This is a genomic window from Candidatus Nitrotoga sp. BS (genome assembly GCF_927797785.1).
Taxonomy (GTDB): Bacteria; Pseudomonadota; Gammaproteobacteria; order Burkholderiales; family Gallionellaceae; genus Nitrotoga.
Genome location: NZ_CAKMLL010000031.1, coordinates 32,376 through 46,225, shown reverse-complemented (window position 1 = coordinate 46,225; position 13,850 = coordinate 32,376). Strand labels below are relative to the sequence as shown.

Here is a 13,850-nt window from a genome sequence, read left to right as displayed (position 1 = left end):
ACGCAAAACACAGCAAATTCGATTACAGAGATAGGGGATTTTTAGAGGTGCCCTTAAGACTACCGTTTCATTATGAGCAAAAGGCTGCGTAGAACGCTACTGCAGGTTTATCTGCGGCCAATAATCATTCGTAACTTATTACGCAGGTTATATAAAGTATCTATTCGTTATCCACACGTTCATCCAGCAACCGTTTCACCGCACCCATATCCGCTTGTTTCCCGATCTTGCGGTTGCCGCTGTGCCTTGCATTTTCAGGCAATACTGCGATATTCACCGGTACACCTGTTTCAGTTTTCAGTGTAAAGCTGGGCACAGTTTGTTGTCTGCCCGCCAGATGTACAGACCACTCATCGCCTTCAAAGGGCAGATTATGTTTAAGCAAGAACATCATTATGGCCTTTTCATCATCGGAATAAACCAGAAGATTAATGTCTGAGTGCTCACCCGCCGTACCGTTCAACACGGAGCCGGTGAGGAAGGGATGGAAGGACTCCAATAATTGCATGGCGGCGAGCGCCTGCTGACGTAATTGGTGCAGGGCAAGCGGATGGCTTTCACTTTGATACAGGGCACGGAAGCTACGTAACGCCATTTCAACTTCATCATTGCTGGGCAGGTGCTGCGTATCTTCAGCGCCCATTTGTTTGGCGGCCTTGCGTTTGGCAAAAGCATAATCGGTAATGCCACCTTCGGCCATTAGACGCGCGGCATGATGAGCTAGCCGTTCACGCATCAGATCACGCCGATGTAAACGATCTTTACTCATATCAAATTAAAACATGTGATTAATAATTGATTCGATAAGCGTTTCTTCCGGTGGCGGGACGGCTTGCTCTGGCGGCAAATTTTCTTGGTAAAAATACTCCACTAAATCGCCAGCCTCATCCCGCTTTCCATCGTTGTTAATGCGTGCAGCCACCATATTTTCTGGCATGGTGTAGGTGGCTTCAGGTACGCCCTTGAGTATTTTTCCCATGTAATCCATCCAAATGGGTAATGCTGCCCCGCCGCCGGTTTCCCTCTCGCCCAGACTGCGTGGGTTGTCAAAACCGACCCAGGTAATGCCTACCACGGTGGGATGGAAACCGCTGAACCAGGCATCCCTCGACTCATTTGTAGTGCCGGTTTTGCCCGCTAAATCATGGCGACCCAATTGCATGGCACGGAAGGCCGTGCCATGCTGCACCACGTCTTGCATCATGTTCACCATGGTGTAGGCGTTACGCACATCTATAACCTGCGGGGCCGTTTCTCCGGCCACAACGGGCGCGGCCTGGTGTAGCACATTGCCATTGCTGTCCTCAATGCGTTGGATGAAATAGGGGGTGATGCGGAAGCCGCCATTGGCAAAGACGGAGTAACCCGTCAGTATTTGCATAGGCGTAACCGAACCGGCACCTAATGCCATAGTGAGGTATGGGAGGTGCTTGGCTGCGTCGAAGCCAAACTTGGTGATGTAGTCTTGTGCATATTGCGGTGTAATAGTTTGCAGGATGCGAATAGAGACCATGTTTTTGGATTTAATAAGCGCTTGCCTCATGCGCATAGGACCGTCAAATAACCCATCGTAATTTTTCGGCTCCCAGGCAGCGCCGCCTGTCTCTACCGCATCAATCATTAAGGGTGCGTCGTCAATAACGGTGGCAGGGGTCAGACCCTTTTCCAATGCGGCGGAATATATGAACGGTTTGAAGCTGGAGCCGGGCTGCCTCCAAGCCTGAGTGACATGGTTAAATTGGTTGCGGTTGAAATCGAAGCCGCCTACCAGTGCATAGATCGCGCCATTTTGCGGATTGGCAGAAACGAAAGCTGCTTCCACTTTCGGTAGTTGGACAATTTTCCAAACATTCTTTTCGTCCTTCTGTACGTAGATTAGTGAACCGGTACGTAAACGCCGATTCAGTGCAGTCTTGGTGCTCATATAAGACTGAGCAAATTTCAGCCCTTCCCCGCTAATGTTGGCAATTGCGCCCCCCTTGCTGTAAGCGCGGATAACTTTGGAATTCGCTTCAAGTACCACGGCGGGAATCATGTCGTCACTATCCGCAATATCCTGTAGCGCCTCTTCCATATACTCCTCGGAATCCCCTTTGTTTAGATCAATATAGCCTTCCGGGCCGCGGTAACCATGGCGTCGGTCATAATCAAGCACACCTTTGCGCAGGGCTTCATAGGCTATTGCCTGGTCTCGCTGACGGATAGTTGTATAGACCTTGATTCCTTGCGTATATGTATCATCCTGATAGCGTTTGAATACTTCTTGCCTAACCATTTCCGCCAGATATTCCGCTTTACCTGAAAACTCTTGATAGCTGCGTTTCACCATCAAGGGTTGATGCAGTGCCGTATCTTGTTGCTGGATATCAATGAAACCCAGCTCATGCATGCGACGTAGCACATACGTTTGGCGCAATTTGGCCCGCTTAGGGTTGACCACCGGGTTATAAATGGAAGGGGCCTTGGGTAAGCCGGCCAGCATAGCGAACTCAGCCACGCTGAGTTGGTTAAGGCTTTTGCCGAAATAGCCTTGCGCGGCAGCAGCAAAGCCATAGGCACGTTGACCAAGATAGATATGATTAATATACAGCTGGAGGATTTCATCCTTACTCAGATTATGTTCGATCTTGATGGCAAGCAACACTTCGTTAAATTTGCGCGACAATTTTTTTTCTTTGGTCAGAAAAAAATTGCGTGCCACTTGCATGGTGATCGTACTGGCTCCCTGCTTGACGCCGCCCGAAGTGAAATTGTAATAAGCAGCGCGTAATACGCCCATGTAATCCACCCCACCGTGCTGATAAAACCGATCATCTTCCGCTGCGAGGATGGCCTTTTTCATCAAGTCGGGTACTTCGTCAATCTTGACCAGCGCGCGACGTTCCTCTCCGAATTCGCCGATCAGGATGCCCTCCACACTGTATATGCGTAGCGGGATTTTAGGTCGATAGTCGGTCAATGCTTCTAGCGAGGGTAGTGTGGGGTATACCAGCATCGCCGAAAACACCAGTAACAGCAAAGGTGTGATGATGAAAGCAAGGCCAGCTATGATCGGATAGAGCAACCAGCGGGAAGTCATGGGGTAAGAAATTGTATAAAGGGCATAGTTAGGATTATATCGACTCTTGGTATGTGAATAACCCAACAGCAAAACTTATGAAGCGCAGAACCATCATAACTCTAGTTTTGACCTAACGCTATCTTCTCCAGTGATCTTGGCGAGGATTAAAGTCTGAAACATACGGAAGCGTTTCTAAGAAATGCCGAATCAGGCCAAAGCACCAGTGAATTTGCACGAAAACCGAGCGTGCCCATGCCAATTACCTTACGCGCATTATCAGCCACAAAAAAATACGCACGGTGCCTGAATTGAAACCCCACTCTATACACACGACTTAAATAAGCGCGAATGATTACGCTGCAATTATTCCACCCCGCTTCGCGAGTTTCCAATCGCTTTAACACATTCATTGATCAACTCAGGACCGCGATAAATCAGTCCACTATAAATCTGTACTAGCGCAGCGCCAGCGCGTACCTTTTCCGCTGCATCTTCTCCGCTCAGGATACCTCCTACGCCAATGATAGGCAGCGCTCCCTGAAGTGCAGCGGCAAGTTCGCGGATGACGGCAGTAGATCTGTCACGCAATGGCGCGCCACTCAGTCCGCCCGTCTCCGTATGTTGCGAAACATGTTCGATGCCTGTGCGCGTCAGCGTTGTATTAGTGGCAATCACGCCGTCGATACGGTGGCGTTGCAAAAGGGTCGCTATCTGGCGGATTTGTTCGCTATCAAGATCGGGGGCAATTTTTAACGCCAAGGGAACATATTTACCGTGCACATCAGCCAGTTTTTCCTGCTCCGCTTTAAGTTGCGTGAGCAACGCATCCAGTTCTTCATTCCCCTGTAACTGGCGCAAATTCTTGGTATTAGGCGAAGAAATATTGATGGCAACATAGCTGGCGTAAGTGTATACACGCCTTAACCCAATCAGATAATCAGCGGCAGCATGTTCAATCGGCGTGTCAAAATTTTTGCCAATGTTGATGCCAAGAATGCCGCGATAATCTGTGCGTTTTACGTTTTCAATGAGTGCATCCACGCCGTGGTTGTTGAACCCCATGCGGTTGATAATTCCCTGAGCCTCAGGTAAGCGGAACAAGCGCGGCTTTGGGTTACCTTCTTGGGCACGGGGCGTGACAGTCCCGATCTCAATGAAACCAAAACCCAGCGCGGCCAGCGCATTGATGTGATCGCCGTTTTTGTCTAAGCCTGCGGCCAGCCCGACCGGGTTGGGGAAGATCAGCCCCATCGCTTTATGTGGGTTGTCTGCCGGACGTTTGGCAAACTGCGGCAGCAAGCCAAGCCGATAGGCAAACTGTAGTGCATCAAGCGTAATGAGGTGGGCAGTTTCCGGCTTAAAAGAAAAGAGCAGTGGTCGAATCAGCGGATACATGTCACGGCCTGTTAGTAGGGAGCACTTGCCACTTGTCTTGTATAAGTCCTTGCAGCGGGCGGAAATTGGCTTTGTATGCCATTTTGTCGCTCTTCTCTATCCAATAACCCAGATACAAATATTCCAGTTGCAACTTCCGGCACAGATTGATCTGCCACAGGACGTTGTAGGTGCCAAAGCTGGCTTGCGCTACATTCGGTTCATAAAACGTATAAACCGAGGATAGCCCATCGTCAAGAATGTCGATGATACTCACCATGCGTAGCACTCCATTTTCGCGGAACTCTACTAGAGTGGAATCAACATGGCTTTGCAGCAAAAACTGGCGGTATTGGTTTCGGCTGTCATTTTTCATGCCGCCATCAGGATGTCGTGCCAATTGATAACGCTGATATAAAGCGAAATATTCCTCGTCGTCTTTCAATGCGTGCAACGAGGCCTCCAAACCAACGTGGCGTTGCCTGGATCGGCGCTGTGTACGACTGGGCACGAACGATGCCACTTCGACACGTACCGGAATGCAGGCTTGGCAGGCATCGCAGTGCGGTCTATACGTAACCGATCCGCTCCGGCGGAAGCCGCACCGCACCAGCTCCGAATACACAGCCGGGGGGATCAAAAAGCTGGGCGTGGCAACCTGCGAGCGCGCGAGTCGATCCGGCAGGTAGCTACATGAATACGGGGCTGTAAGGTAAAGCTGCAGCGCCGACAGCGGAATGTCATGCAACAAGGTCATGGTCGAACTGCCATTTGAGCGGAGTATCCGGATAGTGTATCAATTCTTTTAAGCGATGCATAAATTCCGCCCGAGGGATTTCGCGTGCGCCGAGCGAAGCAAGATGCGGTGTGCTCATCTGGCAGTCAATCATGCCATAACCCCAGCGTTGTAGTTGTGCAGTGAGATGAGCGAGCGCAATCTTGGATGCATCAGTGGCGTGGCTGAACATCGATTCGCCATAGAACATGTGCCCGATACTGACGCCATATAGCCCACCCACCAGACTGCCATTCATCCCTACCTCCACCGAGTGTGCTACGCCCATCTGATGCAGCTCTGTATAAGCTGCAATCATCTCTTCATGTATCCATGTTCCTGCTTGTTCGCCACGCGGAGCAGCACAAGCACGCATGACCTGTTCAAAAGCGCTATCAGTACGAATTTCATAGCACTTATTGCGTAAAGTCTTGTGGAGCGACCGGGAAATTTTGAATTCATCAGGAATTAGTACCATGCGTGGACTTGGGCTCCACCAGAGAATGGGGTCCCCTATATTGAACCATGGGAAGATACCTTGCCGATAAGCATCCAGCAGTCTGTGTGCAGAAAGATTGCCCCCCGCAGCCAGCAAGCCATTCGGCTCAAGTAGTGCCTGCTCTACAGGCGGAAAGGGCGTACCAATATTCAACAACGTGATCATCTTTTGCAACAAGCCAGCCAGAGTAAATGTAGTTTAAGCAGACGCACCTGCTTGGCAGATGCTCGCAAATCAAGGCTTAGGAGGTTCTGTATTTAATTTTTGTGTCAGCCAAGTCTCGATATCACGCACTTCTTCCGGGCATACCGAATGTTGCATGCGATATTCATGCCACTCAACCTGATAACCCCGTTTTTTTAATTCGTCTGCCGATTCTATTCCTCGCGCATAAGACACGACTGGGTCACTATTCCCATGTGCCATGAAAATAGGGATATTGAGAGCAGCTGCACTGGCTTCACTCGACAATGTTTCGGCCTGAAGAAGATAGGAAGATAAAGCAAGAATGCCGCCCAGGCGCGACGAATGGCGCAAACCGGTATGCAGCGCAATGGCTCCGCCTTGTGAGAAGCCCGCGAGAAAAATATTATTTGCGATAACGCCACGTTGTTTTTCCTGAGCAATAAGCACTTCAATAGCCGCTTGTGAAGCACGAATACCCTTGGCATCTTGCTTGGTGGCAATGTCAGAAGCCATGATGTCATACCATGCACGCATGATTGCACCGCCGTTGATGGTGACTGGCTGTTTGGGTGCATGCGGAAACAGGTAACGTACCGCTACCGGCAGATTCATTTCTTCCGCAATGGAAACAAAATCCTCGCCGTCAGCGCCCAAGCCATGCAGCCAGATGATGCTGTGCTGGGGGGATTTCCCGGTTTCGAGAGTGATATGTGGTAGCACGCTATTCATGGTTTGATGTTATGCATCTGAAATGGTGGATGAGTCTATGTCGGGTGCTTTTGAAATTTGTTCTGGCATAATTTCACGCAGCAGCTGAAAAATTTCACGATAGTTCTTCGGCGGTTTTGCCAGTTCTTTTTCCTTGATCGCATTTCGAACCAGTGCCCGCAGTCTTTGTGCATCTGTTTCTGGATGATCAGCGAGCAACTCGGTCAGCGCTGTATCGCTTTCCAGTAGACGATCTCGCCACCTTTCCAATTGATGCAACCAAGCGATGTGCTGGTTCGATTTGCCGCTCCATGCTTCCAGCTTGGCCACGATGGGCGCAGTTTCTACGTCGCGCATTAATCTGCCGATATATTGCATTTGTCGTCGTTGCGCGCCAAATTTATTGATGCGTTTCATCTCACGGACGGCGTCAAACAAGCTTTCCGGCAAATCCATCTGTTTCAGCTTGTCGGTACTGAGCCCAACCAATTGCTCACCAATATCTTGCAAATCATGCATTTGCTGCTTGATCTTGGTCTTGCTGGGCGGCAAATTTAATTCTTCGGTATTGTCATTGTAGTGGTGCATAGGTGCGAAATTATAAATAGATATTGTTATGATAACGCTTTCCCATAAAAGCGTTTAACCTTATGAATGACATTACACCACCCAAACATCGTTTTTCTCATTCCGCCGATACCCTGCGCCAAATTGCGCGGGACATGCTTGAATATGCCAACCACCAAGGGGCAACCGCCGCTACAACCGAAGTGTCGGATGGCTTCGGCCAAGCCGTCACAGTGCGTCATGGGGAAGTAGAAACCATAGAATACAACCGTGACAAAGGCCTTGGCATTACCGTCTATATCGATCAGCGGCGCGGCAATGCCAGCACTTCCGATTTCTCGCCGCAAGCAGTTCGTGACGCGGTGGACGCCGCCCTCTCAATTGCTCGCCACACCGCCAGCGACGAATGTGCCGGGTTGCCTGAAAAAGATATGCTGGCTACCGAATTTCCCGATTTCGACCTGTACCATCCCTGGTTGCTGGACGTGGAAGGTGCAATTGAGCTGGCCAAGACCTGTGAACAAGCTGCATTTGAGGCCGATAAGAAGATTAACAATTCAGAAGGTGCCACGGTAAATATACATGAGTCCCAATTTGTGTATGCCAACAGCTTGGGCTTTATCGGTGGATATCCTACCTCACGCCATGGCATCAGCTGCGCCGTCATCGCTGGCAAAGACGACGCCATGCAGCGCGATTACTGGTACAGCGAAGCGCGTGCCGCGAGCGACTTGCTGGCAGCGGAAAAAGTTGGCCGAATCGCGGCAGAACGCGCCGTGAGGCGACTCAGTGCCCGCAAGCTCGATACTATGCAAGTGCCCGTATTGTTCGAGGCGCCGATAGCCGCCAGCTTGCTCGGCCATTTTGTTGGTGCAGTGAGCGGTGGCAGCCTGTACCGAAAATCGTCCTTTCTGCTCGACCACATGGGCAAGCAAGTGTTCTCACCCAACATCTGTATTGATGACATACCCGACATTCCTCGCGGCCTGGCCAGCAGCGCTTTCGATAACGAGGGCGTAAAAACGCAACGCCGCACTATCGTTCAAGATGGAGTACTGCAAAGCTATTTTCTCGGCACCTATTCCGCGCGCAAACTAGGTATGAAAACGACTGGCAATGCAGGCGGCAATCACAATCTGATTCTGCGTCCTGGTGAACTGAATTTTGACGACATGCTAAAGAAAATGGGACGTGGTTTGCTGGTCACCGAACTGCTCGGGCAGGGCGTAAATCACATTACCGGGGATTACTCGCGCGGTGCGGCGGGCTTCTGGGTGGAAAACGGAGAAATTCAATATCCGGTAGAAGAAATCACTATCGCCGACAATTTGAAGGATATGTACACACATATTGCGGCTGTGGGTAATGATGTACTGGTGCAGGGGTCACGGCAGTGTGGTTCCATCTTGGTTGAAAATATGATGGTGGCAGGGCAATAAACTTATTTAAAGCGGTGAGCTGCCGATGCTAATTGCTTTGCAGGCACTTCACAGGCTGGAGGGCATCTTTCTGGTGGAACTTACTATTCGAATGCCCGATGGCTGAGATCGGCCGCCATTCGAAGTACACTAAATGAGACTAAGTTGCGAATCCCCCAAAACCAGCTTTTGCGGAAGCTGGAAATTAAAAAATGGCCAAAAAAAATTTCACATGAGCGGGAAAGGAAAAATACATGAGCTTCTCCCAACAGCCTGTTAGTCTGGAAACCCCATTAAAACCACGTAACGAACAACTGAAGATGGGGCGGTTTATTATTCGCCGTTGGCTCGGTAGTGGCCTTCAAGGGAAAGTTTTTCTGGCTTTTGATCCGGTATTGGAAAGGCAGGTTGCGATCAAGTGGTTAAATCCCACAGGCGGCGACAAACCTCCCGCGAACTGCGAAGCTTTTCCGAGCGAAGCGCGCATTGTCGCCAAACTGGAACATCCGAATATCGTGCCATTGTACGAGGCTGGTCTGTATCGCGACTTCCCGTATCTCGTTTTTGCCTACGTCGAAGGTACGACCCTTCGCGAGAAACGGGTGCAAAACGGTGCCATGCCGGTGCAGGAGGCTTTACCCCTGTTTAGTGCGATACTCGCCGGCGTTGCATGCGCCCATGGTCAAGGCATCCTGCACTTAGATCTGTCACCAAGCAATATTATGGTCGACATAGCCGGCGTGCCCCGTATTATGGATTTCGGGCTGGCAAAAATCGCCGGCACGGACGTGGTTGTCCCAGGCGACGAGCTGGTTGGATCGCCACTCTACATGTCGCCGGAACATTTCAACAATCGCCCCTTAACTGCGCGCTCAGACATCTTCGTACTGGGTTTAATCCTTTTTGAAATGGTGAGTGGTAGATCACCCGTGCCAGCGGAAGACCTGCAAGCGCTCATCAGCGCAATAGCGGATAACGAATTGGATCTGGGAGACATGGATCGACTGGGTTTGAATTCCGGACTGCAGTCGGTCATCCGGCGTGCACTGAGTAATGATGCCAGCAAACGTTTTGTCGACGCTGCTGAAATGAAACTAGCCGTTGACGAACTGCTCGAGCCAAATGACCGGGGTGACGACCACAGTACCGTCTTGTTTTTGCTTAAACGCTTGGAGCGAAAGACAGCTTTCCCTGCATTTTCGAACAATTTGGTCGAGATCAACCGCCTGACCGATGAGAACAATGACTCGAGTGCGGACATGCTGACCAACATAGTCCTCAGGGATTACGCTATCACCAACAAGCTTCTTCAGCTTGCCAATTCATCCTTTTACGGAAGCACGGGTCAAGGCATCAAGACGATATCGAATGCGATCAAACGGCTTGGCATGAATGTCATCCGCACGACTTGTAACGGCCTTATGTATTTTGATGCCTTGAAAGGCGGGGACCAAACTCTCAAAGATACTTTGATCAGTTCTTTTGTAAGCGCATTTATTGGTCGCCATTTCGCCATCCGTCTTGGACATAAGGATTTGGCTGAGGAGGCTTTCATATGCGGAATGTTCCACCGGCTTGGCAAGAGCTTAACTATTTTCTATTTTGAAGAGGAATTTTTCGAAATAAAGCGGTTAACCGAAGAATACAGCTTGAGTGACGAGACGGCTTCAGCCCGGGTTCTCGGGATCAGTTACAGCAGCCTCGGCATGGCAGTTGCCGCACGCTGGAAATTTCCCGAAGCGATACAGGGAAGCATCCAATGCCTGGATTTAGGGAAATTGCCGAAGCCCACGAGCATTATTCAGCTTCAGCAGCAAATTGCAGCCTTTGCCAATGAGCTTTGCGAATTGGCAGCGGGTACTTCTGTGGAACAGGGTGCTCTGCGGCTGGATGAGTTCTCAACTCGTTTTGCCGAACTAGTCTTTTTGTCACCAGCAGAACTAGTTAAGCTGCTGGAGGCGGCATTTCAGAAGCTGAAAGAATTTTCTCCGATCTTAGGACTTGAGCTCACCGGAAGCCAATTTGTTAGTAGCGTCGATAATTTTCTCACGGAGATGGCTTTGCTCGCAGAACCGGAGCAAAGTTGAAAAAATCGAGCGGTCTACACCATAGATGGGTGAACATAGCCCGGGTGCGAACCCGTATGCCCAATCGGTGTATAGGGAGCAGCCAGATATGGCTGCTCCCTATACACCGATTGAGCGCTTGAGCTCAGTCGGGTCCAGCCCGATTCCGGACTGAAGCATGGCGATCATCTGTTCTTCCGGGATCGGCCGGCTGAAGTAGTAGCCCTGGATCTCGTCACACCCTTCGGCCACGAGCAACCGAAGCTGTTCGACCGTTTCAACTCCTTCAGCAACCGCGCGCAATCCCAAGCTGTGGGCCAGCTGGATTACGGTCGTGACGATGGCGCCATCTTCCGGCACGAAGGTCAGGCCGCGCGTGAACGACTGGTCAATCTTCAGCTTGTCGACCGGGAAGCGCTTCAAGTAGCTGAGGTTTGAATAGCCGGTGCCAAAATCGTCGATCGACAAGGTGATGCCGATTGCCTTCAGGCGATTCATCAAGGCGATCGAGGATTCCGGGTCTTCCATAGACAAGCCCTCGGTCAATTCGAGACTGAGAAAACGTGGCTCCACGGCATGCCGGTCGAGGGTGGTGCTCACCAGCTTGTCCAGGTCCTGGTTGGCGAATTGCGAGGCAGCCACGTTGATCGCCATCGGCACCAGCGGTACTCCGCTGTCCTGCCAGCGGCGCAGCGTGGCGCAGGCTTCCTCTAGTACCCACTGGCCGATCGCTGAAATCAGGTTGCTTTCCTCGGCCACCGGAATGAATTGCATCGGCGGCACCAGCCCCAGTTCGGGCGACTGCCAGCGCAGCAGCGCTTCGATGCCGATCACCCGCCCGCTGACCAAGTCGACTTGCGGCTGGTAGTGCAGCACGAATTCGTTACGCTGCAAGGCGCGGTGCAGGCCCTGCTCTAGCGCGACGCGCGCATCGAGGCGACGCTGCATCTCCTCGGTAAAAAACTGGAAGCCGTTGCGCCCTCTTTCCTTGGCGCGATACATAGCGATATCAGCTTGGCGTAGCAGCACTTCGGCGTCGTCCCCATCCTCGGGATAGGTGCTGATGCCGATGCTGCCGGTGACGACATGTTCTTGTAGCGCCAACATGACGGGCACGCCAAGCCGTTCGCCGATGCGTTCGGCGATGACGCCAGGCATGGCTGAACCAACCGGATCGTCGAGCAGCAGTACGAATTCGTCGCCGCCCAGTCGCGCCACGGTATCCGATTCGCGTACGCACATTTTGAGCTGGGCGGCGACGATGCGTAGCAGCTCGTCGCCGAAACTGTGACCGAGCGTGTCATTGACGGCTTTGAACTTGTCTAGGTCGACGAACATAACCGCCAGCCGGCTGCCGTGGCGCTCCGCGCGCCGGATCGCATGGTTCAGGCGGTCGAGAAACAAGGTGCGGTTCGGTAGGCCGGTCAGCAGGTCGTGGGTAGCCTGGTATTCCATCGCCTTTTCGTGCGCACGCCGTACGGTGATGTCGTGGGCGACGTTCATGATCGAGTCCGCATCACGAAAGCGAATCGCGCAACCGAAGAATTCCACCTCGACCAGGCGTCCGTCAAGCCGCTCGACCTGCAGCGAGGAGCGAGGCTGGTACTGCGCTGCGGCGATATCGCCGTATGTCCCTTCCAGCATCTGGTTACGGAATGGCACTGGCACCAGGTTCAGCGCATCGGTGCCGATCAGTTGCTCGGGTGCGCTGGCACCGAACAGGATGCAGGCGGCCGGATTGGCAAATACCACCTGGCCGTTGCTGTGGATCCAGATCGCATCGGGAATCAGTTCGACCAGAGTACGGTAGCGCCCCTCGCTTTCTTCCAGGTTCGCGTTGAGGCTGCGCAGGTTCCGGTTGATGTCGTACAACTCGCGGCTCTTTTGCTCGAGCAGCGTTTCGGCTTCCTTGCGCGCCGCGCGTTCCCGCGCCAGACTGCGCGAGACAAGCGTGCTTGGCACGTCGTCCGTCATGCTTATCCGCGCACTAGGTCGAAACGGACCCGATGACAAGCATCTAATTTTTCGAGGTCAGTACGGGATACGCTGATCTGCTCGCCGAAATGTTTGATGCAGCCAGCAATCAGACCGGCGGCAAGGTCGCCAAATCCGCGGGGCGAACTGTACAAGATGGTTAGCTCGTTGGGGGACGGCCGTTCGCACTCGAGCTTGGGCAGCTCGGCGTCGGGATACAGCTTGCGTACTTCAACGTGGATGACGCCGTCGATGCGGCTGAGGAAATCGAACGCATTTTGAACGTCGCTAAACAGCACCGGATAGCTGACGCTGAAGCGCTGGAACAACTGTTCACCGAAGATGAAAATCAGCTGCGGCGTGCTTAGCCCGGTCGCGTTCGATAGTGCTGTGACCAGGCGCACCATTTCAGCGTGATCGTAGGTGCCGACCGAAGTGTAGGCACCATCGTTCGGCAGCTCGGCTTCGGTGATAATGCGATCGAGCATGTCGAGACCCATACGGGACTCGACCATCTCCATGAATTCGGTAAAGACGACACCTTTCACGCTGGTTCCTATACAAGAGATAGAGCCAACATTATAGATGTCGCACTTTCATACAAGCAAGTTATTTGGGCATGAGAACATGACAAGATTGATCTGCGTCCATGTGCAACAACCGCTCTAAAGCTGCACGGCCGCATGCTCACTTCTGAGGCACTAAGCGAGAGTCCGCTGTGCGATCACGGGGGCACCAGCTAGCCCTCTGATAGTCAAAAGTGCGCACAAAACACTCGCAATTAACCGCGATAAAAATTTACTTCCTGGCCATCCCCCACATTTTGCAAAGCTGTTTTGCGCTTATTACCCTTGCAGCTCGGTAGCCTAGGCTGAATGAAATGATGCCTAACTTCGTAGGAGGGGGCGGATGAAAAGATGTGTCACGTCATCACCTCGTTGGGGGCATAAAATTTTACTGGGGGCATAAACGTTATTATCGTGCCCCCAGTACTATCAAGATTGCAATATACGAGAATGGACGTGGTAAAGCAAAAAACCCGCGAATCACTGGGATTGACACGGGTTCTTTGGACTTGCTTGCACTGCTTTATACTACTTTTTGGTGGTGATAGGTGGAGTTGAACCACCGACCTCAGCGTTATGAGTGCTGCGCTCTAACCATCTGAGCTATATCACCTGAAATTTTATCATCGTTTTGGAGTGTCTCTAGAAAGCCAATT

The 13,850-nt window shown here is 51.8% G+C and carries 11 protein-coding genes and 1 tRNA gene; 2 read left to right on the top strand and 10 right to left on the bottom strand.

Annotated elements, in window-relative coordinates; all coding sequences use genetic code 11:
- Window positions 1-160 precede the first annotated feature (160 nt).
- The 7 genes from MJ769_RS02375 to yjgA all read right to left on the bottom strand — a co-directional run bounded on the left by MJ769_RS02375 (window position 161) and on the right by yjgA (window position 7,191).
- The gene (locus MJ769_RS02375) at window positions 161-769 is read right to left on the bottom strand and encodes a nucleotidyltransferase domain-containing protein (RefSeq protein ID WP_239234244.1); all 609 of its coding nucleotides are present in this window, start codon (window positions 767-769) and stop codon (window positions 161-163) included.
- 6 nt (window positions 770-775) lie between these two features.
- On the bottom strand, window positions 776-3,079 hold the full coding sequence (locus MJ769_RS02370; protein WP_239234243.1) for a penicillin-binding protein 1A: 2,304 nt from the start codon (window positions 3,077-3,079) through the stop codon (window positions 776-778).
- A gap of 345 nt (window positions 3,080-3,424) precedes the next feature.
- Entirely contained in the window at window positions 3,425-4,456 is a 1,032-nt protein-coding gene (locus MJ769_RS02365; protein WP_239234242.1) for a quinone-dependent dihydroorotate dehydrogenase, read from the bottom strand.
- Between the two features lies 1 nt (window position 4,457).
- Window positions 4,458-5,192: an arginyltransferase gene (locus MJ769_RS02360; RefSeq protein ID WP_239234241.1), complete on the bottom strand. Its 735-nt coding sequence runs from the start codon at window positions 5,190-5,192 to the stop codon at window positions 4,458-4,460.
- Complete coding sequence (aat, locus tag MJ769_RS02355; protein ID WP_239234245.1) at window positions 5,176-5,874, bottom strand: leucyl/phenylalanyl-tRNA--protein transferase; 699 nt, start codon at window positions 5,872-5,874, stop codon at window positions 5,176-5,178. Before aat ends, MJ769_RS02360 begins: the two co-directional genes overlap by 17 nt.
- Before the next feature lie 69 nt (window positions 5,875-5,943).
- Complete coding sequence (locus tag MJ769_RS02350) at window positions 5,944-6,624, bottom strand: alpha/beta hydrolase (RefSeq protein ID WP_239234240.1); 681 nt, start codon at window positions 6,622-6,624, stop codon at window positions 5,944-5,946.
- 9 nt (window positions 6,625-6,633) lie between these two features.
- Window positions 6,634-7,191: a ribosome biogenesis factor YjgA gene (yjgA, locus tag MJ769_RS02345; RefSeq protein ID WP_239234239.1), complete on the bottom strand. Its 558-nt coding sequence runs from the start codon at window positions 7,189-7,191 to the stop codon at window positions 6,634-6,636.
- Between the two features lie 62 nt (window positions 7,192-7,253).
- Between yjgA and pmbA the strand changes: the two genes are divergently transcribed.
- Window positions 7,254-8,609 carry a metalloprotease PmbA gene (gene pmbA / locus MJ769_RS02340; protein WP_239234238.1) on the top strand — a complete coding sequence of 452 codons (1,356 nt, stop codon included), beginning with the start codon at window positions 7,254-7,256 and terminating at the stop codon, window positions 8,607-8,609.
- Between the two features lie 233 nt (window positions 8,610-8,842).
- Window positions 8,843-10,675 carry a serine/threonine protein kinase gene (locus MJ769_RS02335; protein WP_239234237.1) on the top strand — a complete coding sequence of 611 codons (1,833 nt, stop codon included), beginning with the start codon at window positions 8,843-8,845 and terminating at the stop codon, window positions 10,673-10,675.
- Window positions 10,676-10,774: 99 nt separating this feature from the next.
- Here MJ769_RS02335 and MJ769_RS02330 read toward each other — a convergent pair whose 3' ends face one another.
- The 3 genes from MJ769_RS02330 to MJ769_RS02320 all read right to left on the bottom strand — a co-directional run bounded on the left by MJ769_RS02330 (window position 10,775) and on the right by MJ769_RS02320 (window position 13,807).
- Entirely contained in the window at window positions 10,775-12,628 is a 1,854-nt protein-coding gene (locus MJ769_RS02330) for a putative bifunctional diguanylate cyclase/phosphodiesterase (RefSeq protein ID WP_239234236.1), read from the bottom strand.
- A 2-nt stretch (window positions 12,629-12,630) separates the two neighbouring features.
- On the bottom strand, window positions 12,631-13,176 hold the full coding sequence (locus MJ769_RS02325; RefSeq protein ID WP_239234235.1) for a heme NO-binding domain-containing protein: 546 nt from the start codon (window positions 13,174-13,176) through the stop codon (window positions 12,631-12,633).
- A 554-nt stretch (window positions 13,177-13,730) separates the two neighbouring features.
- A tRNA-Met gene (locus MJ769_RS02320) sits at window positions 13,731-13,807 on the bottom strand.
- Between the last annotated feature and the right edge of the window lie 43 nt (window positions 13,808-13,850).

What these genes read in the sequence shown, in the direction of transcription:
- MJ769_RS02375 (WP_239234244.1), bottom strand. Translation starts at nt 769, where the DNA reads ATGAGTAAAGATCGTTTACATCGGCGTGATCTGATGCGTGAACGGCTA.
- MJ769_RS02370 (WP_239234243.1), bottom strand. Translation starts at nt 3,079, where the DNA reads ATGACTTCCCGCTGGTTGCTCTATCCGATCATAGCTGGCCTTGCTTTC.
- MJ769_RS02365 (WP_239234242.1), bottom strand. Translation starts at nt 4,456, where the DNA reads ATGTATCCGCTGATTCGACCACTGCTCTTTTCTTTTAAGCCGGAAACT.
- MJ769_RS02360 (WP_239234241.1), bottom strand. Translation starts at nt 5,192, where the DNA reads ATGACCTTGTTGCATGACATTCCGCTGTCGGCGCTGCAGCTTTACCTT.
- aat (WP_239234245.1), bottom strand. Translation starts at nt 5,874, where the DNA reads ATGATCACGTTGTTGAATATTGGTACGCCCTTTCCGCCTGTAGAGCAG.
- MJ769_RS02350 (WP_239234240.1), bottom strand. Translation starts at nt 6,624, where the DNA reads ATGAATAGCGTGCTACCACATATCACTCTCGAAACCGGGAAATCCCCC.
- yjgA (WP_239234239.1), bottom strand. Translation starts at nt 7,191, where the DNA reads ATGCACCACTACAATGACAATACCGAAGAATTAAATTTGCCGCCCAGC.
- pmbA (WP_239234238.1), top strand. Translation starts at nt 7,254, where the DNA reads ATGAATGACATTACACCACCCAAACATCGTTTTTCTCATTCCGCCGAT.
- MJ769_RS02335 (WP_239234237.1), top strand. Translation starts at nt 8,843, where the DNA reads ATGAGCTTCTCCCAACAGCCTGTTAGTCTGGAAACCCCATTAAAACCA.
- MJ769_RS02330 (WP_239234236.1), bottom strand. Translation starts at nt 12,628, where the DNA reads ATGACGGACGACGTGCCAAGCACGCTTGTCTCGCGCAGTCTGGCGCGG.